The 23,384-nt window shown below is 61.9% G+C and carries 21 protein-coding genes and 1 tRNA gene; 12 read left to right on the forward strand and 10 right to left on the reverse strand.

Annotated elements, in window-relative coordinates:
- Window positions 1-68: 68 nt before the first annotated feature.
- The gene (locus tag HU144_RS11140; RefSeq protein ID WP_235352689.1) at window positions 69-1,469 is read right to left on the reverse strand and encodes a sugar porter family MFS transporter; all 1,401 of its coding nucleotides are present in this window, start codon (window positions 1,467-1,469) and stop codon (window positions 69-71) included.
- Window positions 1,470-1,750: 281 nt separating this feature from the next.
- Here HU144_RS11140 and HU144_RS11145 point away from each other — a divergent pair, with 281 nt between their 5' ends.
- Window positions 1,751-3,181: a sodium:proton antiporter gene (locus tag HU144_RS11145; protein WP_235351401.1), complete on the forward strand. Its 1,431-nt coding sequence runs from the start codon at window positions 1,751-1,753 to the stop codon at window positions 3,179-3,181.
- A complete protein-coding gene (locus tag HU144_RS11150; protein WP_235351402.1) occupies window positions 3,178-4,401 on the forward strand; it encodes an MFS transporter in 1,224 nt (407 codons plus the stop codon). Before HU144_RS11145 ends, HU144_RS11150 begins: the two co-directional genes overlap by 4 nt.
- Before the next feature lie 169 nt (window positions 4,402-4,570).
- Here the strand turns inward: HU144_RS11150 and HU144_RS11155 are convergent.
- Window positions 4,571-4,644 (reverse strand) — tRNA-Pro (locus HU144_RS11155).
- Window positions 4,645-4,876: 232 nt separating this feature from the next.
- Here HU144_RS11155 and gcvH point away from each other — a divergent pair.
- From gcvH to HU144_RS11175, 4 genes are read left to right on the forward strand one after another with little or no spacing between them, the layout of a single operon-like run.
- The gene (gene gcvH, locus HU144_RS11160; RefSeq protein WP_143923801.1) at window positions 4,877-5,281 is read left to right on the forward strand and encodes a glycine cleavage system protein GcvH; all 405 of its coding nucleotides are present in this window, start codon (window positions 4,877-4,879) and stop codon (window positions 5,279-5,281) included.
- Complete coding sequence (locus tag HU144_RS19550) at window positions 5,281-6,300, forward strand: FHA domain-containing protein (protein ID WP_442862652.1); 1,020 nt, start codon at window positions 5,281-5,283, stop codon at window positions 6,298-6,300. Before gcvH ends, HU144_RS19550 begins: the two co-directional genes overlap by 1 nt.
- A gap of 52 nt (window positions 6,301-6,352) precedes the next feature.
- Window positions 6,353-6,796: a bifunctional nuclease family protein gene (locus HU144_RS11170; RefSeq protein WP_235345580.1), complete on the forward strand. Its 444-nt coding sequence runs from the start codon at window positions 6,353-6,355 to the stop codon at window positions 6,794-6,796.
- A gap of 10 nt (window positions 6,797-6,806) precedes the next feature.
- A complete protein-coding gene (locus HU144_RS11175) occupies window positions 6,807-8,201 on the forward strand; it encodes a class II 3-deoxy-7-phosphoheptulonate synthase (protein WP_235351403.1) in 1,395 nt (464 codons plus the stop codon).
- Window positions 8,202-8,345: 144 nt separating this feature from the next.
- Here the strand turns inward: HU144_RS11175 and HU144_RS11180 are convergent, their stop codons facing one another.
- Both HU144_RS11180 and HU144_RS11185 read right to left on the reverse strand, forming a co-directional pair.
- Complete coding sequence (locus HU144_RS11180) at window positions 8,346-10,421, reverse strand: protein kinase domain-containing protein (RefSeq protein WP_235351404.1); 2,076 nt, start codon at window positions 10,419-10,421, stop codon at window positions 8,346-8,348.
- Window positions 10,418-11,536 carry a lytic transglycosylase gene (locus HU144_RS11185; protein ID WP_235351405.1) on the reverse strand — a complete coding sequence of 373 codons (1,119 nt, stop codon included), beginning with the start codon at window positions 11,534-11,536 and terminating at the stop codon, window positions 10,418-10,420. The genes HU144_RS11180 and HU144_RS11185 overlap by 4 nt, the downstream gene beginning before the upstream one ends.
- 156 nt (window positions 11,537-11,692) lie before the next feature.
- On the opposite strand from HU144_RS11185, the gene HU144_RS11190 reads away from it, so the two are divergent.
- Entirely contained in the window at window positions 11,693-12,043 is a 351-nt protein-coding gene (locus tag HU144_RS11190; RefSeq protein WP_198396418.1) for an Rv2175c family DNA-binding protein, read from the forward strand.
- Between the two features lie 33 nt (window positions 12,044-12,076).
- Here HU144_RS11190 and HU144_RS11195 read toward each other — a convergent pair whose 3' ends face one another.
- A complete protein-coding gene (locus tag HU144_RS11195) occupies window positions 12,077-13,282 on the reverse strand; it encodes a polyprenyl synthetase family protein (protein WP_235351406.1) in 1,206 nt (401 codons plus the stop codon).
- Window positions 13,279-13,821 carry a hypothetical protein gene (locus HU144_RS11200; RefSeq protein WP_235351407.1) on the reverse strand — a complete coding sequence of 181 codons (543 nt, stop codon included), beginning with the start codon at window positions 13,819-13,821 and terminating at the stop codon, window positions 13,279-13,281. The genes HU144_RS11195 and HU144_RS11200 overlap by 4 nt, the downstream gene beginning before the upstream one ends.
- Before the next feature lie 66 nt (window positions 13,822-13,887).
- Between HU144_RS11200 and dinB the strand changes: the two genes are divergently transcribed.
- Together dinB and HU144_RS11210 are read left to right on the forward strand one after the other, a co-directional pair.
- Window positions 13,888-15,147, forward strand: a complete 1,260-nt coding sequence (gene dinB / locus HU144_RS11205) for a DNA polymerase IV (protein ID WP_235351408.1) — start codon at window positions 13,888-13,890, stop codon at window positions 15,145-15,147.
- Between the two features lie 130 nt (window positions 15,148-15,277).
- Window positions 15,278-15,688: a DUF3040 domain-containing protein gene (locus HU144_RS11210; protein ID WP_235351409.1), complete on the forward strand. Its 411-nt coding sequence runs from the start codon at window positions 15,278-15,280 to the stop codon at window positions 15,686-15,688.
- Between the two features lie 453 nt (window positions 15,689-16,141).
- Here HU144_RS11210 and HU144_RS11215 read toward each other — a convergent pair whose 3' ends face one another.
- From HU144_RS11215 to HU144_RS11230, 4 genes are read right to left on the reverse strand one after another with little or no spacing between them, the layout of a single operon-like run.
- Window positions 16,142-18,514 carry a transglutaminase family protein gene (locus tag HU144_RS11215; protein WP_235351410.1) on the reverse strand — a complete coding sequence of 791 codons (2,373 nt, stop codon included), beginning with the start codon at window positions 18,512-18,514 and terminating at the stop codon, window positions 16,142-16,144.
- Window positions 18,478-19,626 (reverse strand): DUF58 domain-containing protein, encoded by a 1,149-nt coding sequence (locus tag HU144_RS11220; protein WP_235351411.1) that lies wholly within the window; start codon window positions 19,624-19,626, stop codon window positions 18,478-18,480. Before HU144_RS11220 ends, HU144_RS11215 begins: the two co-directional genes overlap by 37 nt.
- Before the next feature lie 4 nt (window positions 19,627-19,630).
- Window positions 19,631-20,620: an AAA family ATPase gene (locus tag HU144_RS11225; RefSeq protein WP_198396412.1), complete on the reverse strand. Its 990-nt coding sequence runs from the start codon at window positions 20,618-20,620 to the stop codon at window positions 19,631-19,633.
- A 14-nt stretch (window positions 20,621-20,634) separates the two neighbouring features.
- Entirely contained in the window at window positions 20,635-20,862 is a 228-nt protein-coding gene (locus HU144_RS11230) for a hypothetical protein (RefSeq protein ID WP_235351412.1), read from the reverse strand.
- 354 nt (window positions 20,863-21,216) lie between these two features.
- Between HU144_RS11230 and mraZ the strand changes: the two genes are divergently transcribed.
- The 3 genes from mraZ to HU144_RS11245 all read left to right on the forward strand — a co-directional run bounded on the left by mraZ (window position 21,217) and on the right by HU144_RS11245 (window position 23,340).
- Window positions 21,217-21,648 (forward strand): division/cell wall cluster transcriptional repressor MraZ, encoded by a 432-nt coding sequence (gene mraZ, locus HU144_RS11235; RefSeq protein ID WP_009883133.1) that lies wholly within the window; start codon window positions 21,217-21,219, stop codon window positions 21,646-21,648.
- 166 nt (window positions 21,649-21,814) lie between these two features.
- Window positions 21,815-22,777 (forward strand): 16S rRNA (cytosine(1402)-N(4))-methyltransferase RsmH, encoded by a 963-nt coding sequence (gene rsmH / locus HU144_RS11240; RefSeq protein WP_235351413.1) that lies wholly within the window; start codon window positions 21,815-21,817, stop codon window positions 22,775-22,777.
- Window positions 22,774-23,340, forward strand: a complete 567-nt coding sequence (locus HU144_RS11245; protein ID WP_235351414.1) for a hypothetical protein — start codon at window positions 22,774-22,776, stop codon at window positions 23,338-23,340. The genes rsmH and HU144_RS11245 overlap by 4 nt, the downstream gene beginning before the upstream one ends.
- The last annotated feature ends 44 nt before the right edge of the window (window positions 23,341-23,384 follow it).

The raw sequence follows: 23,384 nt of genomic DNA on the forward strand, positions 1-23,384 counted from the left end.
TGCCCGGAACCACCTCGGCGTGACCGGCCCTCCCTGGGACAGTCCTCCCTGGGACAGCCTCGGCGGAATCAGTCGCGTGGACGCACCGTGAGCTCTTCGGTCATGTCCTCCAGCTCGATTCCCTTCGTCTCGGGAACCTTCCACCAGACGAAGAAGAACGAGAGTATCGCGAAGAAGGCGTAGAAGCCGTAGGCGAAGGTCAGGCTGATATCGGAGAAGATCGGGAACGTCGTCGAAATGGCGAAGTTCGCGATCCACTGGGCCGCTGCAGCCACAGCCAGGGCACCGGCACGGATCCGGTTGGGGAACATCTCGCCCAGGAGCACCCAGACCAGAGGGCCCCACGTGGCACCGAATCCGACGACGAACACATTCGCTGAGATCAGCGCGATGATCGACCACGGTGCATCCAACTGGGCGCTGGTGGTGCCGTCGGCGGCGGTGGCGAGCTCGGCGAACGAGAATGACACCGCCATCATCGCCAGGGAGATGCCCATCAGGAACGAACCGGCCAGCAGTATCTTCCGACGTCCGACCTTGTCGACGAGGAGAATCGTCACGATCGTCACGACGATGTTCGTCACCGAGGTGATGACCGAGGTCAGAAGGGCACTGGATTCGTCGAATCCGACCGACTTCCACAGCGTCGTGGAGTAGTAGAAGATGACGTTGATGCCGACGAACTGCTGGAACACGGACAGCAGGATTCCGATCCAGACGATCGGCTTGAGGCCGAACCGTCTGCCGATGAGGTCCTTGAAGGACTCTTTGTCCTCCCGTCGGATCGAGTCGCGGATCCGTTCGATGAGGGAATCTGTGTCGGTGACCCCTGTGAAGACACGCAGAACTCGAGCGGCCTCGTCCTCTCTGCCACGGGCCACAAGGAACCGCGGAGATTCCGGAAGCCCCAATGCCATGAGTCCGTAGACCAGAGCGGGGAGTGCCTCGACCATGAACATCCAGCGCCAGGTCTCGATTCCGAACCACAGCGGATCGGCGGCTCCTCCGGACAGTGAGGCCAGAAGCGCATTCGACAGGAGTGCCGCGAAGATACCGGTCACGATCGCCAGCTGCTGCAGCGACCCGAGGCGACCACGCACTCGGGCGGGGGACACCTCGGCGATATAGGCAGGAGCGATGACGGAGGCAGCGCCTACGCCGAGTCCGCCGATCATGCGCCAGATGATGAGATCAGTGACGCCGAAGGCCAGGCCCGAGCCGATGGCAGAGAGGAGGAACAGGACCGCCGCGACGACCATGACGGGGAGTCTGCCGTAGCGATTGGCCAGAGAGCCGGCGAACCAGGCTCCGAGCGCGCATGCCAGCAACGCCGAGGAGACGGCGAAGCCCTTCAGTCCGGCGCTGAGGGCGAACTCCTCTGCCAGGGCGTCGACGGCTCCGTTGATGACAGCTGTGTCGAAGCCGAAGAGGAATCCGCCCAGCGCGGCGGCCAGTGAGATTCCGACGATCCGGGAATTCACACGTTCTCGACCGTGCAGTCTGCCATCGGGGGATGGTGCGTTCTGAGACAAGCGAGTCTCCTCCTGAGGATGACATTCGGCACGCGGCTCGAATGGGACGTCGATGAGCTGCACCCCAGGGTATGCCACCGAGATGGTGTTGAGCACGCGACTGTCCGTGAAGTGGGCCACTGCGGGGAATGGACCCGGATGTCAGTAGAGTGGTGCCACGCGATCGTCGACGAGCTCGGTGGAACTCGTCATCACCGTTATGAGAAAGGGACCGCCGGATGGCTGTTGCCTGGTGGAGTATCCTCCCGTTCGTTCTGCTGTTGGGCTGCGTCGCAGTCCTGCCGCTCATCCCGGCCACCGAGAAGATCTGGGACCGCAATCTCGTCAAACTCTCAGTGGCCTTGGTCCTCGGCGTGCCGATCGCTGTGTGGTTCGTCATCGGCGGAGCCGGTTCCACCGTTTCCCACGCCTTGGTGGAGTACGTCCAATTCATCGTTCTGATCGGCAGCCTGTTCGTTGCCTCAGGGGGCATCTTCCTCGTCGGCGATATCAGGGCAACACCGAAGAACAACACGATCTTCTTGGCGATCGGCGCAGTGCTGGCATCGTTCATCGGCACCACAGGAGCGGCGATGCTCCTCATCCGGCCGATCCTCAACACCAACCAGGACCGCAGGCACCGTACCCACACAGTCGTCTACACGATCTTCATCGTGGCCAACTGCGGTGGGCTTCTGACCCCTCTGGGCGATCCGCCGCTGTTCCTCGGAATGCTGCGCGGGGTTCCCTTCGAGTGGACCTTCGGGCTGTGGCCGTACTGGCTGTTCGTCAATTCGCTGCTCCTGGTCAGCTTCTACGCACTCGATCGCAGAATGTATGCGAAGGAGCCCGCCGAGGCGCTGGCGAAGGATGCGGAGTACGCCACCAAGCTGGGGCTGCGCGGGGCGAGCGGACTCGCCTTCCTCGCTGTCATCATCATCGCCGTCGCCTTCATCCCCTCGATCGACATGCATGCGGTCGAATCCGGGCACGCGAGCCTGTCGCAGTACGTTCCCTGGCGCGAGGTCGTGATGCTCACAGCCGCAATCGCATCGTTCCTCTTCGGAGACCGAGGCGCCCGCTTCAACCTCAACAAATTCACATGGACCCCGATTCTGGAAGTCGGAGCACTGTTCATCGGCATCTTCCTCACGATGATGCCGGCGCTGGCCTACCTTGGTCAGATCGCGCATCGGATACCGCTCAATGAGATCTCTCTGTTCGTCTTCACCGGTGGCCTCTCCTCGGTGCTCGACAATGCTCCGACATATGTGACCTTCTTCGAAATGGCCTCTCAGGTGCAGGGGGAGCCCCGGGTGGCTGGTGTTGCAGAGACTCTGCTGATCGCGGTGTCCCTGGGCGCAGTCATGGGTGGAGCGATCACCTACATCGGCAATGGGCCGAACTTCATGGTGAAATCCGTTGCGGACTCGGCGAACGTGGCCATGCCGAGTTTCGGAGGCTATGTCGGGTGGTCGATGTCCCACCTGGTCCCGATCCTGGCGGCAATGGTGCTGCTGTTCATGACCGATGGCGTGTGGTGGAAACTCCTCGGGATCCTGCTGACTCTGCTCGTGCTCGGGCGGGCCGGGCTGAATGTGCGAGAAGGCCGACGTGAAGCGAAGGAAGGACCGGCATCGTTCGACCGGGCGAGCGAGTCCGGCGAATGAGCCATCGGCCCAGCTCCGGAGCCCGTGCGATAGCCGGCGTCGGTCTCTACTTCGGCTGCAACGGCCTCATGTTCGCGGCACTGCTGCCGTGGTACCCGCTGTTGGTCGAGCGACTGGGGCTGAGTTCCTGGGAGTTCGGGCTCGTCGTCGCTTCCTTCGCCCTCGGCGCCATCGCCTCCTCTGTCGTCCCGGCGCACCTCATCTCACGGTTCGGAGCCAATGCTGTCGTCGTTGGAGGCACTCTTCTCCTGGGACTCTCCGCGGCCGCCACAGCGTGGTCCGTCAATGGCTGGATGATGGCCGCATGCCTGTTCTTCGTCGGCTTCTTCGATGCCATTGTTGATGTGGCGCAGAACGTCGTCGGCATCGGGGTGCAGGAGAGTCTGTCGCGCGTCATTCTCTCGTCGATGCACGCGCTGTGGAGTCTCGGAGGGCTCGCCAGCGGTGCAGCTGCCACCATTGCTGCCGCGAACGGCGTGGACATGAGGGTCCATCTGGCCCTGATCGCGGTGGTGACTTTCATCGTGATCATGTCGGCCCGCAGGCTGATCGGAGACGTTGGCCAGAGCAGACGGCGGGCAGGAACGGGCGTTGACGCTGAGGTCGCAGCCGATGTCAGCGAGCCTTCGGGCGGTGCTCGACCAAGTTCGAAGCGTGCGGTTCTGCTGGTGGCGCTGCCGCTGGCCGTCGTCGCAATCTGCGGAACGGCTGTGGAGGACATTGCGAACAACTGGTCCGCGATAGCAGCTGTTGAGTTCAGCGGGGTGACTGCCGCAACCGCCGGAATCGCCTTCAGCATGGTCATCGGCAGTCAGTGTCTGGGCCGTTTCAGCGGCGACTTCCTGGTCCAGCGCTTCGGCTCCAGCCGGATCGCTCGCCTCGGGGGAGGCCTCATCGGCCTCGGCGGGATCGGTGTCGTCACTGCCTTCGAGCCGGTTCAGCTGTTGGTCGGCCTGGCACTCATGGGGTACGGATCGGCGACTCTGGTTCCAGGAGCGCTCGGAGCCGCTGCTCACATTCCAGGTGTGGGCAGAGCCGGAGGAGTGACGCTGGTCAACTGGATCATGAGGGTCGGATTCCTGGGTACCAGCCCGCTGGTGGGAATCATCGCAAGCCTCGGCACGCTCCGCTGGGGTCTGTCCGTGCTGATCGTCATCGGCGCGGTCACAATGATCTTCGCCGGTCGGCTCGGAGGAGCGCAGGAGCAGGCGGAACGATGACGTGAGACAAGCTGACGTGAGACATGCAGTGAACGATGTCGTGAGACATGCACCCGAATGTGCGCGCGATGTCGTGAGATTTGGCAGGGTCAGAAATGAGACAGACCCGAGTCAGAAAACAGAAATGTGCCGCAACATCGAGTGAACGATGTCGCGACACACCACACGGTCGGGCTAGCGGGATTTGAACCCACGACCTCTTCACCCCCAGTGAAGCGCGCTACCAAGCTGCGCTATAGCCCGTTTCCGTGCTGCTTCGGAAAGCAACGAGACCCACCCTATAACGATCCCCGGTCAAGTGCCAAAACCGCGTTTCGTGACCTCGAAAAAACGGGTATCATCCCAGGTAGTCACGTGAGAGGCGGGTGCGAGCCTGGGCTGGTCCTGCGGATCGGTAACATTTCTGTTTCGTGATTGTTATGAAATCACCTCAGGCGGCTATGCTTGGAGGACCAACAAGCTAAGAGGAGTCGACATGGCAAACCTGGATTATCCAGTGTCCTTGCGATACTCACGCGACCACGAATGGGTCGAGACCACGGACAACAGTGCAGTTGTGCGGGTGGGTATCACCGATTTTGCCCAGGAACAGCTGGGTGACGTCGTGTATGTCGATCTTCCTGATGTCGGCGATAAGACCACTGCTGGAGAATCCTGTGGTGAGGTTGAGAGCACGAAGAGCGTGTCCGATCTCATCGCACCCGTGTCCGGTTCGGTCACGGAAGTCAACGAAGGACTCGACGACGCTCCCGAGACCGTGAATTCATCCCCGTTCCAGGACGGTTGGATGTATCTCGTCGAACTCAGTGATCCAGAGCAGGTCGACGCGCTGTTGGACAGCGAGCAGTACCAAGAGCTCATTAAGAGCGAGGAGGCGTAATGTCGCAGAATAACGATCAAGGTCGTCCCAACCCCTCGCAGACCTGGTATGACAACGGTCAAGTGCCGCAATCGAAGAAGTTTCCGTTCGGCTCCGGCCATGGTGATGAGAGCGCGGACCCCGAGACGCGTCACAACCCGCTGGTCAATCCATATGGTCAGAACGGCGGCGGCAGCCAGGGCAACGTCCAGAACTATGCCCAGTCGCAGCCACAGGGCGGACCAGCTCCGCAGGAGACACCTCCCTACGGCCAGCAGCCCGTGAACAACGGATCGCAGGCGTCGCAGTACGGCAATGCTCCGCAGCAGAACAGTGCTCAGCAGCCCGGCTACGGTCAGTATGGTGCGCCGCAGAACCAGGGGCAGCAGGGCCAGTACAACGACGGTCAGCAGCCTTCGTATCAGCAGGGGCAGCAGCCTCCATACCAGCAGCCGCAGTACCAGCAGGATCAGGGGCAGTATCCTCCTCAAGGCAATCAGCCCCAGGGCGGTGGCTATATTCCACAGGATCCGAATGGTCAGGGCGGTCAGCCGCAGTACGGCAATCAGCCGCAGTACGGCAGCCAGGGCCAGAACCCGTACAACGGGAATGGTCAGGGCCAGCAGTACGGCAACGACCGACCGGGCTCCAACGATTCCGGCAGCCAGCAGTTCCATGGAATTCTGGATCCGCATACCGGCGAGATCCACCCTGTGCCCGACCTTGAAGGTCTGCAGGACACAGATGCGCTGCTCGTCGTCGTCTCGGGCCCGGACTCGGGTTCGCAGATTCTGCTCGACACCGATGTGGTGACAGTGGGGCGCAGCCCGAACGCGGACATCTTCCTTGACGATGTCACAGTCTCGCGCAAGCACGCCGAGTTCATTCGGACTCCAAGCGGATTCACGCTTCGCGACACCGGGTCGCTCAACGGGACCTATGTGGGTCGTCAGCTGATCGATTCAATTGAACTGCAGAACGGAGCCGATGTGCAGATCGGCAAGTTCCGGATGATTTTCCAGCAGCGTCCGCGCTCCTGACCGGGGGATAATGTCAAACATCGAAGTTGAGGTTGTTGGTGTTCGCATCGAAATGCCAGCCAACCAGCCGATCCTTTTGCTCAAAGCAACCGAACCGGCCTATTACCTGCCCATCTGGGTCGGAGCCATCGAAGCAAATGCACTCTCGATCGCGCAGCGGGGCCTGACCCCGCCGCGGCCGATGGCACATGCGCTTCTGCTCGACACGCTCGAAGCATATGAAGCATCATTGGCCGACGTGACAATCACCGGCCGCGACGGGCAGATCTTCCTGGCCGAACTTCATACGAACGATGGAAAGTCGATCTCGGCACGACCATCCGACGCGGTGACGCTGGCTCTCACGGCCCAGTGTCCCGTCTACGTCGATTCAGAACTTCTCGAAGAGTCCGGAATCGAAGCACCAGCGGCTGACGAAGAGGAAGTGGCCCAGTTCCGGGACTTCCTCGACAACGTCTCGGCCGAGGACTTCGAAACCGGTACCGAAACATCATGAAAGAACGATTGTGAGCCTCCATATCGATCCGGTATTCGCCAACAGGGACAGCGCCCCAGCGGGCACGAACGATCTCAGCGGTCTCGACGACTGGCGTGAGATGAATCCGCAGCAGCAGCCGACCTATCTCGATGGCCATGCCCTCGACGATTCGCTGACCAGCCTGCGCAGCTCTCCTCCGCTGGTCTTCGCGGGCGAGGCCGATGTCCTCAAACAGCGCATTGCAGCTGCTTCTCGCGGCGAGGCCTTCGTCCTTGCCGGTGGTGACTGCGCCGAGTCCTTCGCCGGCGCTCAAGCTGACAAGATCCGCGCCCGTGTGCAGACCGTGCTGCAGATGGCGGCGGTGCTCACCTACGGCGGTTCGATGCCGGTCGTCAAGATCGGTCGCATGGCCGGCCAATTCGCCAAACCCCGGTCCGCGGATACGGAGACGCGGGACGGCGTCACGCTTCCCTCGTACCGCGGCGACATCGTCAACGGCTATGAGTTCACCGAGGAATCACGCCGTCACGATCCGGCGAGACTGCTGCAGGGATACCATGTCTCCGCATCCACGCTCAATCTCATCCGAGCCTTCACCCAGGGTGGATTCGCAGACCTGCGACTCGTCCACGAGTGGAATCGCGGATTCCTGACATCGAACCCCGGCTACCAGCGCTATGAGCAGACTGCGCGCGAGATCGATCGCGCGATCCGCTTCATGGACGCGTGCGGAGCTGACTTCGATGCGTTGAGGACCACCGAGTTCTACGCCGCTCATGAGGCTCTCCTGCTCGAATACGAACGTGCACTGACGCGGATCGACTCACGGACAGGCAAGGCCTACGACGTGTCCGGACATTTCCTGTGGATCGGCGAACGCACCCGTGACATCGACGGAGCCCACGTGGACTTCCTGTCGAAGGTCCACAATCCGATCGGCGTCAAGCTCGGTCCGACGGCCACCGCAGACGAAGCGCTGGCGTTGGCTGAGAAGCTCGACCCGGATGCCGAGCCCGGCCGACTGACCTTCGTGACTCGCATGGGCGCAGGGAAGATCACCGAGGCGCTGCCGAAGCTACTTGCCGGAGTCGGTGACCGCCTGCCGCACGTGACCTGGGTCTGCGATCCGATGCACGGCAACACCATCACCTCGAATACCGGGTACAAGACCCGCCGGTTCGAAGATGTCATGGCCGAGGTCGAAGGATTCTTCAGCGCCCATCAGGACGCCGGGACCATTCCGGGCGGACTGCACATCGAACTCACCGGTGACGACGTCACAGAGATCATGGGCGGAGCGACCGAGATCGACGACGAGGGTCTGCGCCGTCGCTATGAGACACTCGTCGATCCTCGCCTCAATCACGACCAGTCACTTGAGATGGCCTTCCAGGTCGCGGAGTACCTGACTCGTCGCAACTGATGCGAGTGTCGGCTGACAGACGTCGACTCGTCTTCTCAGATACCAGAGAAGCAGGTGGCCGTGCGAACGAATCGCACGGCCATCTGTTATTTCATTCGGCTTCAGAGAAAGACCCGCAGTGGAGAAGGGTCCTGATCGATGTGATCAGTCTTCCTTCTTCTTGTCTTCGTCCTTCTTGCTGTCCTTGCCGTCGTCCTTCTTCTTCTCGTCCTTCTTGTCGTCCTTGGACTCTTCCTTCTTCTCCTTGCCCTTGGAGACGCGGACGATGATGAGAGAGTCATAGGGCTTCGCCTCAGAGCTCTTGGGCCACTGTGAGACCACTTTGCCCTTGGGGATGTCGTCGGAGAAGACCTCGTCCTTGCCCACACGGAATCCGCGTTTGGCCAAGGTCGCATATGCGGCATCGAAGGTCAGGCCCTCGACATTGGGCACGGGGGTCGGCTTGACTCCCTTGGACACAACGAGATCGACCTCGGTGCCCTTGGACAGGTCCTCGCCCTGCTTCTTCGACGCTGAGATGACATCGTCGTTGTCGACCGAGTCACTGTACTCTTCATCCACCTTGCCGAGCTTCAACTCGGCCTTCTTCAGTGCCGCCTCAGCCTCGTCGGAGCTGAGCCCCTTGAGCTTGGGAACGGGGAACATCTCTTCGCCCTTGGACACGACGACCGTGACGGTCGAGTCCGGGGCAAGTTCGGATCCGCCGACCGGGTCTGTTCCGATGACGACACCAGCTGGGACGCTGTTGTCGAAGACTTCCTTCGGCTGAGCGTCGAGACCGGTGTCCTCGATCTGCGAGGTCACCTTGTCAAGGTCCTTGCCCGCCAGCTGGGCCGGCACGATCGAGGTGGGCGCGGGAAGGTTTGCGATGACCAGCCAGGCCACAAGGGCGAGCACGAGCAACGCAGCCCCGACGGTTGCCGCCAGTCGTCGTCTGCGTCGACGGGTTGGTGCTGAAGTCGCCGAGGCTGTGGCTGCTGCCGCCGCGACTGCGGTCCTGTCGTCGGCCTCGTCTTCGCCGTGCTCGGGTTCGTTCTCGTCACCGTGATCGGTGTTGTCCTGGGAGGCACCCTCGGGGGAGGTCCCCGCATCGTCTGCCTTTGAGGCGGCAGCGGCACCAGCCGCACCGACACCAGCGGCACCGATGCCTGCGGCACCAGCCGCTGCGGCTGTCCCCGCCGCACCAGACTCTTCGTCGGTGTCAGTATCGGCGTGCTCCGCCTCGGCGTTCTCGTTGTCTTCGTCGTTCTGGAGGTAGGGGATCTCGTCGGTGCGCGATCGCTTCTCCTTCGGAGCTTCAGCTCCGAGATCGATGCTCGCTGTCAGCTTGGGGGAGTGCTCACCCGGTACGACATTGGGGTCGCCGAGGTCGAGTTCGCTCTCGCTCATCTCGGATCGGGCCTCGGCGAGGGCATGACGGAACTGCGCGGCGTCATCGGGACGGTCGGCGGGATCCTTTGACGTCGCCCACAGCACCAGGGCGTCAAGGCGCGGACTCAGTCCAGAGACCTGGTCTGACGGAGGCGGTACGGAATCGTGTACGTGACGATAGGCGACCTGGATGGGGACTTCATCCGTATAGGGCTGCATCCCGGTGAGCATCTCGTAGAACATGATGCCGACCGTGTAGAGGTCGGTGCGGATATCCGCGCCAGTCCGCGTGACGAGCTCAGGCGCCACATATCCGACAGTGCCGATCAGGGTCTTGGTCGTCGTCGCGGTAGTGACGGCGCGCGCCAAACCGAAGTCCGCGAGCTTGACCTGACCATCGGTGCCGAGGAGGACATTGTCGGGTTTGAGATCGCGATGGATGATTCCCGTGGAATGGACTGCTTCGAGTGCTGCGAGGATCGCATCGAGGACGACGATCGCCTGACGCGGAGTGAAGGTGCCCCGGTGCTTGAGCTCGCGGCGCAGAGTCACCGACGGCAGGTACTCCATCACAAGATAGACCGTGTCGCCGTCGCGGGCCTGGTCATGGATGGCCACGAGATTCGGGTGGGTCAGCCGTCCGGCGTTGATGGCCTCGCGTCGGAACCGTTCGACGAAGGTGTCGTCGCTGATGAGGTGGTCATGCATGACCTTGATCGCGATCTCACGGTCAAGGCGCAGATCCGTGCCGCGGTAGACCATCGCCATTCCACCGCGCGCGATCTTCGCGTCGATGCTGTACCGGTCATTGAGAATGGTGCCGATGAGCGGATCCGTACGGGCACTCATAGCGCCTCCTGCATTCGCTGTCGCTGCATCTGAACGGCACGGACGAAGGCCTTCGTCTCGGGCAGCAATCCCTCGGATCTCACGGAGCGAAGATCCTGATAGTAGCCCGCCAGTGCCTCGTTCTCCGATTCTGCAGTTTCGATCAGCCATCCCAAGATGACTGTTCCCGCAACGATGTTGTCGCCGAGATCAAGGAGATCGAGACTGCGGCCGACGATGTCGCTGGCCCACCTGCCCGATCGAGGAGTGACCTGCATGATGCCGATGGCATTCCCCGCCGAGACAGTGGTGTGCTGGAAACCTGATTCCTGCGCGGCAACGGCCTGCATGAGTGCCGGGTCGGCTCCGAGCTCCTCGGCGATTGAGGCAACGATGAATCGAGCCTGGGCCGGTGCCGGGTGAGTTCTCTGCAGGAGTGTGAATTTGTTCAGTCGTGCGGCTGCGAGCACATTGGGTCTGATGCCCTCGACTTGAGCGCTCGTGGCGACGCGCGGAATATCGGCCGGTGGCTGGGGCGGTGTGCGATGCCGTCGAGCCGTCGAATCTCTGAGCAGCAGCAGCTCGCCGACCTGGAGGAACGAGTCGTCGCCCATCGAATTCGCACGGCGCAGGCTGCCGGGCGACATCTGATGTCTGGCGGCGATTCCGGGCAGAGTCTCGCCCGGTGCGACGACATGCGAAGGGTCGGTATCGGGCAGGTCGTTCTTCTCAGGCAGGGACAGCACCTGACCCTGATGGAGATTCTGCCGAGGCGAGATGCGATTGAGCTCAGCCAGAGCGGGCACGGAAACGCCATGTTTGCTGGCGACTCCGTACAGAGTGTCGCCTTCTCTGGTTTTGTAGGTGCGACCGCCGTGCGTCACCGGAATGGTCTCACCGTTGGTTCCAGACGTCCATTGCGGCCCCGGCGCAGCCTGCGATGATGACGCTGGGGAGTCGGTCGGTGTGCCGGGCGAGCTCTCATGGTCGTCGGCACGGGGGGAGGGGGCCGCCTCGGCGAAGTCGAGGTCAGCGTTGTCTTGATCCGTGGGGATGGGGTCGGTGAGTCCCGGGATGGGGCCGGTGGAATTCACCTTTGAAGCAGCACGGATGTCAGGAGCGGCGGTAACGGGCACCTGAGGATTCCGTCGCATACGTGTCATCTGTCACCTGTTGACTTCATATCGGATGGGGAAGTTTCACACTCCAGACTATCGAGTGCCCGGGCTGCACCCGAGCATTCGACTCCGCATGGCGGGGTGTTTCTCTCAAATATTGCTAGGCTTGAGGATGTGAATACGGAAGAACTCGTCCAGGATTGGGCCACATTGCCAGATATCGCAGAGTCGACGGGTCTTGGCATCATGCAGGTGCGCAGGCTCTTGGAGGACGGTGCGATCTGCGGCTATAAGCACGGGACACCCAAAGTGATGCAGGTGCCGACGGCGTTCTTCGTCGACGGCTCGGTGCTGACCCCGTTGAAGGGCACTCTGAGCACATTGCGGGACGCGGGCTTCGACGATCGTGAGTCCATCCACTGGCTGTTCACCCCGGATGATTCTCTGCCCGGGCGTCCCATCGATCTGCTGCGGGCCGGCAATCGCAAAGAGGTCAGACGGCGGGCCCAGGCCCTGGCCTTCTGATCCCTCAGCCTTCTCGTCGTTCAGCAGGGTCTCTCAGCTCGTCCGATAGCTGAGAGACTCGGCGAACCCCTCGAGCTGCCTCTGGGCAGCGGCGCCGATCGTTGTCCGTGCTGTTTCAGCGTGGGCACCTTTATCCGCCCATTCGCGGACCACGGACAGTGCTTCGTCATACTTGGTCCGAATGAAGGATTCGACAGCGTCGAGGCCGCCCGATTCGGTGAGCATCTCCACGCACTCGCCGACCTCGTCATCGGAGAGATTCGGGTCTCCCAGACGCTCTGCCATGACCTGAACCTGCTCCGGGCGAAGGTTCTTCATGCTCTCGGCGATGAGTACGGTGCGTTTGCCCTCACGGATGTCATCGCCGGACGGTTTCCCGGTGGCAACGGGATCGCCGAAGATGCCGAGCACATCGTCGCGAAGCTGGAATGCCTGCCCGAGCGGTAGCCCGAACTTGGAGATCTCCGCGAGCTGTTCCTCGTCGGCACCGCCCAGGGCCGCACCGAGAAGGAGCGGCTGTTCGACCGAATACTTCGCGGACTTGTAGCTGAGAACCTCCCATGCCCTGTCGCCGATGCGTTCGTCCTCAAGCGGGACCACCTCGGCCAGGACGTCGAGGTACTGCCCGACCATCACGTCCCTGCGGAGCGTGGCACGCAGATCTCGTGCCAAGGGCGAAATGCCCAGGACTGTCTGGGATTTCTCGAAGAGCTCTTCGCTGAGGGCAAGGCAGATGTCTCCGATGACGATGGCTGCCGCGATTCCGAAGGGCTCGGCTCCGCCTTGGTAGCTGCGTCCGGCGTGATAGGACTCGAATTGGCGATGCAATGCCGGCTTGCCGCGACGCGTATCGGAATGATCGATGACGTCGTCATGGATGAGAGCGGCCGCATGGAGAAGTTCGAGCGAACCAGCGGCCTCGGCGACACCGCCGGTCATGCTGTCCCTTGCAGGATCGTCTCCGGCTGCCAGCTGGTAGCCCCACCACAGCAAGACCGGACGGATCATCTTCCCGCCCCGTGTGAAGTCGAGGAGCGCCTGCCCGATGTCGTGCGCATCGGGTGAGATCGTGAGGAACTCGGCCGCCTTCGATTCGAGGAACCCTTCGATTCCCGTCGACACCTCGGCGGCAATGGATTCGGGGGACTTGAGGGCTTCGATGGTGCTCTTCCGGCCGGACGCCTCTGGTGTCTGCGCGGTCTCCGCCTCAACTGCAAACGGAGAGTCGGCACCCATCATGGAACGATGTTCCCGCCGACTGTCACGATCGAATTCGCCTTCTTTGAAGGATCCTTGGCGATTGTGACGACGAGCAGACCTTCATTGTCCTTGTGTCGGAAGTTCACGACCTGGGCACTCTTCGTCTTGATCTCGTCGCCATACGTTTCGAATCCGGCCTTCTTCAATGCCTTGGAGTAGAACGTGAAGATGTCCTTGGGTTCGGCCTTGGCGCTCATGACCAGGCTGACCTCTTCGAGCTTTCCTGAATCGGCTCCGTTCTCGGCCTTCGCACGGGCGCTCGACAGGACAGTCGAGTCCGGGTAGGGCTTGAGGTATTTCGGGAGATCTTCGACGTCGGTGGAGGCAGCCTCGGAATCCTTGCTCGGCCGTTCGCTGCTCGCGGCCTCCGAACCTTCGGACGTCGAGGCTGCGGACGAAGACTGCGTCTTCTCCGGAGTGGGCGATCCTTCTGCCGCCTCGTTGGCCGGTCCCGAACATCCTGCGAGGACGAGAGCAGCGGCGAGGGGCAATGTCATGACAGTGGCGCGCGTTACCATGACTACAGACTACCCGGACTCGGCGACGGGAGCCGAAAGGAGCCAACGCAGACACATGAGTGCCCGATGAGTCGTAAACAGCTGTCACGATCCGGTGGCGATCTCAGCCGTCTCGGGACGGACGATGCCGGAGCCACGATGCTCCACCTGGACATGGACTCCTTCTTCGTCTCGGTGGAGCTTCTGAGCCGCCCGGAACTTCTCGGCCGTCCCGTCATCGTCGGCGGTCGCAGCGGGCGGGGCGTCGTGGTTTCGGCGAGCTATGAGGCTCGTGAGTTCGGTGTCCATGCGGCCATGCCCATGGGTCGGGCGATGAGTCTCTGTCCCTTCGCCGAGGTGATCCCTCCTTCGCATGGCCTGTACTCTTCGTATTCCCAGAAGGTCTTCGACCTGGTGGGTGAGGTGACACCTGATTTTCACCAGGTGAGTGTCGACGAAGCGTATATCGACGTGTCAGGAGCGGTGCGCAGATTGGGATCGCCGGTGCTGATCACATCCGAGCTTCGAGCCGAGATCGAAGCACAGACGGGGCTGAACGCATCGGTGGGGATCGCCGGCAGTCGAGTCGTGGCGAAGCTCGCGTCCACTCGTGCCAAACCGCGCGGACAGCTGCTCGTCCCGCTGGCGGCGACTCAGGAATTCCTCGATCCGATGCCGATCGAAGCGCTTCCAGGAGTGGGGGAGAAGACGAAGGATGGGTTCTTCAAGTACGGCATACGTCTGATCGGGGACTTAGCCGCAGTCGACGAAGCGTGGGCAGGTCGGGTATTCGGCGCCCACGGCCATCATCTGTGGCGCAGCGCCCACGGACTGGACTCACACGGCATGGACAGGCAGGTGAAGGACCGGTCGATCAGCGCCGAGCACACCTTCAACGACGACGTCTGGGATCTGAGTCAGCTTGAGCATGAGCTGCTGCGGCTGTCGGACAAAGTTGCGCACAGGGTTCGGGCCGAAGGCAAGGTCGCCACCACTTTGGGGCTGAAATATCGACTCGGTGATTTCACCACATTGTCACGATCGATCACTCTCGATGCTCCCACCGACCTCGCCCGTGAGATCTATGAGGCCCTGCGGCCGGCCATGAGGAACCTGCGAGAGCAGAAATCCAAGGGGGTGCGTCTGCTGGGTATCCGCGCAGCCGGTCTGATGGACTTCGCTGCCAGCGGGCGACAGGCGAGATTGGACGAGGCCGAGCACTCAGGCAGGGAAGCAGAGGTTGCTCTTGACGATGTGCGGAAAAAGTTCGGGACCGCTTCGATCTCGCAGGCGTCTCTGCTCAGAAGGCGCCCTGACCCCGAAAATACGGGTCCTGACCACGTTTAGGCAGTGAGGTGCCTCATAGTCTGAGGACGCAGTGAGAATCCAGGGGATGCAACGGTCCTCAAGATGTTTTTTCAGTGTTCAGAGACTATGATTGTGTCATCAGGCCATAGTAAGGAAACGGGGGTTCGAGATGCCACTCTCCGATCACGAACAGCAGCTGCTCGATCAGTTGGAGAAGCAGCTGCGCAGTGAAGACCCACGTTTCGCACGCAATATTTCAGAAACCCAGGCAGCTGCTAACGGGCCAGGGTTCTCCGCGAAGCGATTCGTGCTGGGTATTCTGCTCACGCTTGTAGGACTCGCCGCAACGATCTTCGCCATTTCGATGGTGACGAACAGCACATGGTGGATCATCCTCGGCGTCGTCGGCTTCGGGTTGATGGTTGCCGGAATGTACTGGGCTTTCAGCCGTCCACGTCAGATCGGCGACAAAGCCAAGCGTGCTCAGCCGTCGAAAGGTCCCCAGTCTGAGGCCAAGGGGCCGTCCGGTTTCATGAATCGGATCGAAGACCGGTGGGAGAAGCGCCAGCGCGGCGAATGATTCGCGCGGCACTCGGTAGAGCCGCTGAGACTGATTGTCAGCCGGATGTCCTGTAGGCCGATCGTCACTGCCCGCGGGTACTCTCCGAGTGATACTTGGCACACAATCCACCCCAGTGAAGCGTCCTCTGCAGAGAGGGCGCTTTTTCGTGCTCGATAGTGCATCGGCATCCGCAGTCATCATCACTCACCGGCTTCGGCACACGCAGCGCCGTCACGCATCGTGGTGGTTCAATCTCACCGACAGTGCTCCGGTGCTGGAACCAGGTCCACGCCTGATGCTGGTTGAGGACGCACTCGCCCGGTGCGGACGCACCTGCCCAATGAGGGCCGTAACGATGGCACCTTGAGCAGGCGCTGCCTCGAACGGACGCTGCCATGAAATAGGAGGTGCGCTGGAATAGGAACTGCCCCGGAGGCACAAGGCATCCGGGGCAGCAACAGGGCATCGCAATCAGCGCGGTGGATTGAAGATACTTGCCGGCCAGATTATGGCGGTGATCTTGTTTCCGGGCGACGCGTTGTCTGCGAGGTCGGTCCTGACTTCGTCTATGAGGGCACTGACCTCGGTTGACGAGATGTTCCTCTCACTCGCACCGTAGCGGTGGGCTTCAAGAGCGTCGACGAAGGCTGACAACGCAGTGTCATCGCCGGCGTTGCGTGACCCTGAGGGCGGGGCCGGGCTGCGCAGCGCGGCGAATCCATCACTGGAATCGCCACGTGCGTCAGACGACGAAGAACCTGGTTCCGCAGTGGGGTCCTCAGACTCAGCGGTCCCTCCACTGGCTCTGCTGGCCAATACAAGTTCGTTGTATCGCAACGTTCGGCTGGGGTCGAGGCTCTGACCATAGTCGGTTGACAGCGCCCGTATCTCCGTCCAGACCTTCTCGAGCTCGTCAGGGTCACGTGTGCGTCGACGCCGCAGAATAAGTCTCCACAGCGCCGGAATCGCTGCAATCAGCAGGATCGCAAGCACGATGAGACCCGCCCAGAGGTACGTACCGAGATTCGCACCAGCTGGTTCCCCAGCCGCTGATGTCTCGGGGCTGGAGCTCTCGGATTCCGCCGCTTCCGATTCCTCGGAGCCCTCTGTGGGCTCCTCAGACGGTGACGAGGTCTCTTCGGAGTCCTCCTCGGAGTCCTCTCCGGTGCTGCCGCTGGCAACCGTCCATTTAGGAGGGTCGCCGGCTGGACCGCCTGGAGTGGGTTCGAAGCGGACCCATCCGGCTCCCTCGAAGTACAATTCCGGCCACGCATGCGAATCCTGCATGCTGACTTCGAAGCCTTCACCGCTCTTGGTGCCTTCGCCGTAACCGACGCCGATGCGTGCGGGAATCCCCATCGTGCGAGCCATGATCGTCATGGCCGACGAGAACTGAACACAGTACCCCTTCTTATCGACGAGGAAGTCAGAGATCGCATCGCCGCTGGCTTTTTCGGGAGCATCCAGCGAGTATTCGAAGTCGCCGCTTCGGAAGTAGGCCTGGAGCAGGACAGCGGCTTCCCATTGGTTGTCCGCGTCCGCAGTGATCTTCTCGGCGGTTTCCTTCACGCTGCCGGGCAGGCTGTCCGGAACTTCGAGTTCCGTCTCGAAATCACCGGAGTCCACCGGTGCTGCGCTCTGCAGATCGTTGACGTCGGGGTTGATGGAGAGATACTCCATCGAATAGTCCTGTCCACCCGATTTCTCGCCATTGCCGACGATCGTCAGCGATGTCTCGTCATAGATCCAGCGCCTGTCCAAGCCAGTCGGCTGCTGTGGGGCGTACGGGGTGGGAAGATACTGCTGATCGTAGTCGTCGGAGACTGTGACGTCGATGCGCTCTTCCTTGTAGTTCTTCTCGCGCGGCAGTCCCTGCGGCCAGGGCAATCCCTCGTTCGCGATCGCAAAGGGGTCGAGGGGGAACGGGGTCGGTGCCCACGACTGGCCGTCAAAGGAGTTGATCGATGTCAGCCTGATCGGCTGCCCTTCGGATTCCGAGGTGGTGTATTTCAAGAGGGTCGAATCGTCACGGTCACCGAGATCGGCACGCAGGTCGAGGAACGGGTTCGTCACGGTGAGATCGCCCTTGTCGCTGGCTGCGCGATCAGGCAGGGTCGGAACCGGAGGCAGGAGCACGGGTGCTCCGATGCCGATTGCAACGGCCACAGCTCCAGCCACGGTTGCGGTCAGACCGCCGCGCCACTTGGCTGCAGGGAAGTAGGGGCTGAGCATGAGGATGAGGAATGCGGCCAAGATGGCGACGACGTGCCACCACATCACCTGGGTGGGGGCGAAGAAGACCGGGATCATCCACAGCACCAGGAGCAGAACGCCGCTCACCTTCGGGGCTCTGAGGTCGGAGACGAGTCCGTCGATGAGGATGGTGATCAGCGTGAACGCGATCGTGAGCATCGTGGTGAAGCCAGGAGTGCTGGGCGCTGGGGGAGTCGTGGCGTACAGGTCGCTGACTCCCGAGGACAGGAGGTCGATCACGGTGGTGAATGAACTGCCGGTGGGCACGACGCCGAGAATGAGCGTGCTCGGTGCACAAAGCACGAGGATTGCGATCAGACCCACAATGCACTGTGCGATGACGGCAGCACCTGTGGCCCGAAGGACCGGGACGCTACGGAAGATCGCGCCGACGAGAACGATCAGGAGAATTGCGATGAGCACGGAGGGAAGCCACGCGAAGTCGGAGAAGACGGCGGAGAGTCCGATAGCGGCCAAGACCATTGCCACGAATACGGCACAGGCCTCGAGCCAAGCCGGTGAATGTCTGTCTGCGCTGTCTGATGTTTCGGGGTTCATCGCTTCACCCGCTTCGAATCGAATGCGGTCCATGATTCCGGCAGATCCTCACTCAGTCCCACCATCGTCAGGTCAGTGATGTCGTCGAGGCTTCGGACGGTCACCGGAACGCGACGGGAGAATTGGGCCGCCAGCTCCTTTCCGCGAGCGTCGTCGACGGCGCAGATGACGATGTGGTTGGGATTGTCATGGGAAGGCAGTTTCACTCGGCCGGCCTCGACGAGGGCGGTGAGCAATCGCAGTCTGTCGATATCTCGCTGTCCTTTGAACCTGATCTGATGGCCGGGTGCGACGACGAAGACCTCATAGCCAGCACGCAGGAACGCCGTGCCGGCCGCGGCCGCGGCGGCCAGGAGGAATTCGATTTCCAGGGCGTCCGGGCGGTCATCGTCACCCTTGAGATCGACGACGATGAGCGCGTAGAGCGTCTCCTCGTCGGCTTCGTGACGGACCATGAGCTCACCGGACTTCGCGGTGCTCGGCCAATGGACGTGTCGGAGATCGTCTCCGGGAACATATTCTCGCGTGTGGAAGTCCCGAGCAGTGTGGCCGGCACGGACCTTGCCGTCATCCAGGCGGGCCGGTCTGATCGCCGAGTCGGTGGGAATCCGTGCGGGAAGGATCGGCACCGAGACAGCTACAGGGTAGCCGGCGATGACCTTCTTCTTCCTCGTCACCAGGCCGAAGGGGCCAGAGACAGTGATCAGCACAGTTTCCACTCCGCTGAGTCCACGACGATACGGGGTGAAGGACGTCAGGACGGTCTGAGAAGCTCCGTGGGCCAGAGGTGGAACTTGCCCGACCGTGGAATCGCCGAAGCCCTCGCCTGCCACGAAGCTGATTGTCGAGGACGGGATGGCCAGACGCCCGGTGTTTGTCACCAGTGCCTCGACCTGAACCTCTTTCCCCTCGTGGGCAAGCGGGTAGCGGTCTCTGGACTGAGGCAGCGCCACGGTAGGCAGCCCCGTCCGCAGCGTGATCGAAACGCGGCGGGTGCCCCAGGTGATCAGCAGTGCCGAAAGGATGACCAGCGCCAGAAGCAGAATTCCAGCAGGCAGCAGCCCGGGGAGCGCGAACCGATATGCGGTGATGATCAGTGCGACTCCGGCGAGGACGAAGATGATTCCTGAGGTGCTCAGACGCATGTGGTCACTGAACCGTCGAAATGGGCACGCGGGCCAGGAGGCGGCCGATCAGTTCGGCTGCCAGCTCCGAATCGTCACCGTCTCGCGGGATGATCCGGTGAGCCAAGATGTAGGGGGCCAGAGCCTGAATGTCATCCGGAGTCACGAAGGTCCGTCCCGAGAGCGCGGCGCGAGCCTTGGCCGCGCGGAGAAGGTGGACACCGCCTCGGGGCGAGCAGCCGAGGAGGATGGCCTCGTCATTGCGGCTGGCATGGAGGATGGAGACGATGTATTCGCGCAGCTCCCGGGCTGCGCTGACATGTCGGACGATTCCCCGAGCCTGGTTGATCTGCTCGAGGCTGGTTACCGGAGTGGCGCTGGATAGCGGATCGTGCTCGATCTGGTTGTCCAGAAGGTCGATCTCGTCAGCAGTTTCAGGGTAGCCCAGCGAGATTCGAGTCATGAAGCGGTCCCGCTGTGCTTCGGGAAGCGCGTACGTACCTTCCATGTCGATCGGGTTCTGAGTAGCCACGACGATGAACGGCGATGGCATCTGGTAGGTCTCGCCGTCGATGGTGGCCTGACCTTCGGCCATGCACTCAAGCATCGCGGACTGAGTCTTGGGGGAGGCGCGGTTGATCTCATCGGCAATGACGATATTGGCGAACACGGGACCCTGCCGGAACTCAAAGTGCCGGGTCTCCTGATTGAACAGGTTCACGCCGACGACGTCAGTCGGCAGCAGGTCGGGGGTGAACTGGATGCGCCTGACCGAACCATCGACGACCTTGCCCATGGCTCGTGCCAACAGAGTCTTTCCGACTCCGGGCACGTCCTCGAGGAGGACGTGGCCCCCTGCAAGGAGCGCAACCAGAGACAGTCCGACTGCTTCATCCTTGCCTTCGAGGACGGCGTTCATTGCTGTGCGTGCCCGTGAGGTGAGTTGCTGCACCCATTCGATGTGCTCGGCACCGATCACGGAATTGGCCTGAGTACCTTCTTGGCTGATCGACATGATCCCATTGTCCCCTATCCCGTCTCCTGCATCCACACGGGCATCGTTCGACCTTTCGAGCAGTCGTCGCTGACCTTTCCGCTGGTCACCATTCGGCCGTTCGGGCAGCCGCGTTCGGCATCACCGGCCGCGCCGGCGCGGGGGTCTGATTCTGGCATCTCGGCCACGGTGCCGGCGGCTGGGGGACTGCGCAGCTGCCCTTTCCTGTCCTGCAGAGCAGGCCCCTCCACATCACTCCCCACTTTCCTCCCCACTTTCCTCCCCACATCGCTCCACCAGAGATCCCCACTTCCCTCCCCACTTCCCTCCCCCGAAAAGCTCTAGGCCTCGGTCTTCCGCGCAAAATCAGGGATCTGGCCCCCTGATGGGCGCCGCGTCGAGGCGGCACTGAAGGCCGAAATGCACCGCTGAAGGCCGATTGCGCACCACTTCCGACTCGCCGACTGCAAATTTTCCCCACTTTCCTCCACCTATCTGACCTGGGGTTTTACAGGTCTAACAGGTGCCGTAGGGGTAAACCACTAGATTGGGTGGAGGGAAGTGGAGTACTGTGGTTGCTATCGGAGCCAATTGGGTTTCGAAAGGGGTGAGACGACATGTTCTTGGGCACTCATTTGCAGAAGCTCGACGACAAAGGTCGGCTCATCCTGCCCGCAAAGTTCCGGGAGGAGCTTTCGCCCGGTCTCGTATTGACCCGTGGACAGGAGAACTGCCTCACCCTGTTCCCCACCACGGAATTCGAAGCCGAGCACGAGCGAATCCAGAACGCGCCGAAGACGAATAAGGAAGCTCGCGATTACCAGCGTGTGTTCCTGTCGGCGGCCTTTGCGGATCAACCGGACAAACAGGGACGCATCACGGTCCCGAACATATTGCGGCAGTACGCATCACTTGATCGGGAAGTTGCGGTGATCGGCATGGGCAACCGCGTCGAGATCTGGGACTCACCGACATGGGATAACTACCTGGTCGGCGCTCAGCAGGCATTCGCTGAACGTGAGAACGAGGTGATTCCAGGAGTGATCTGATTCTGCTCGGGTTTGATCCTTGCCCGCCGTGTTCGAGTTTCGGGGAACTTCCCCGTTTCCGAAGTTCGGCAGTCCTGACACACTTCCCCGGTGCCAGGGCAGCGGCGGACAAGGTTCTGGCTCCAGCAGTTCACCCCCACGACCACCACCCACGAAGGACTCACCTATGAACGATCAGCACGTACCAGTGCTCCTGGAGCGCGTGGTCGAGCTCATCGGGGTCGGAGTCCAGGCCGCCAGAGACAATGGGCACACCCCCATCGTCGTCGACGGCACGCTGGGCATGGGAGGCCACTCCGAGGCCATCCTCACCGCCTTCCCCGATGTCCACCTCATCGGAGTCGACCGCGACACCCAGGCCATCGATATCGCCACGAAGCGACTTGCGCCCTTCTCCGACCGCATCGACATCGTCCATGCCGTCGATGACGAGATCCCAGAGATCCTTGACGACCTCGGCGTCGATCGCATCAGCGCCGTTCTCCTCGACCTCGGGGTATCGTCCCTGCAGCTCGACGAGGACGAGAGAGGGTTCTCCTACTCCCGTCCGGCGCCCTTGGACATGAGGATGGATCGAACCCAGACCCTGACCGCCGCCGAGGTGCTGGCCACCTACCCCGAAGCTGAACTCCGACGCATCCTCCGTGAGTACGGCGAAGAGAAGATGGCCGGCCGGATCGCGAAGATCATCGTCACCGACCGTGAAGATGCGCCATGGGAGACCTCGCAGCAGCTCGCAGCGATGCTGGGACGGGTCCTTCCCCAGACGAAGAAGAAGTCCCACCCCGCGAAGCGAACGTTCCAAGCCCTGCGCATCGAAGTCAACGACGAACTCGGTGTGCTGCGGACAGCTCTCCCGGAGGCACTGCGGGCACTGCATATCGGGGGAGTGGCGGTCATCGAGTCGTACCAGTCCCTCGAGGACACGATCGTGAAGAAGATATTCCGCTCCGCAACCACCACCTCGGCGCCGCCGGACATGCCGGTCGTGCCTGAGGAACTCCAACCGTGGCTGTCCGAAATCATTCGCGGTGCGGAACTGGCCGACAGCGACGAAGCAGACAGGAACCCTCGCGCCAAGAGCGTGCGATTGCGTGCAGTACAGAAGATCAGGGAGGCAAGATCGTGAGGAACGCTCAAGCGGCAATCCGCCAACCCCGCGTCACTGAACGGACGCGGCGCCTCGACGAGTCCGCCAGCCGGCCGGTACCGCCTCGGCTCAAGCTCCTGAAGTTCGAGCTGCCGAAGGCCAGGGTCCCGTTCTCTATGCTCTGCGTGGCGATCCTCGTCGCCACCCTCGTGGCGGTGCTGCTGCTCAACATCTTCATCTCCCACACCTCGTATCAGATCGACCAGCTGAATTCCGAGAAGGAACAGCTGGCCGAGCAGAAGGATCGACTGGTCGAAGACAATTCGTACCGCGAATCTCCGCAGAACATCTCGATCGCGGCCGAGGAGCTCGGACTGGTCCGCGACTCCTCGCCCGAGTTCCTCGATGCGAAGACCGGAAAGATCATCGACGCACCTCCGATCGACGTCAGCGGAGAAAAGAAGCCGACAGTTGTCCCCGGCCCGCGTGCCAATACCCGCGAAGACCTCCGTCCCAATCTACGATCGGATGAGAAGCTGCCAGTAGTCGGGGGCAGTCCCAGCAAGGACATCGCGCCACCGGCTCAGGAAACTCCGAAATAAGGAGAGTCCGACAGCCATTCGCCGACAAGCAAGGACCAAGGACA

Origin of the sequence: Brevibacterium sp. UCMA 11752 (genome assembly GCF_021532235.1) — a bacterium.
Lineage (GTDB): Bacteria > Actinomycetota > Actinomycetes > Actinomycetales > Brevibacteriaceae > Brevibacterium > Brevibacterium antiquum.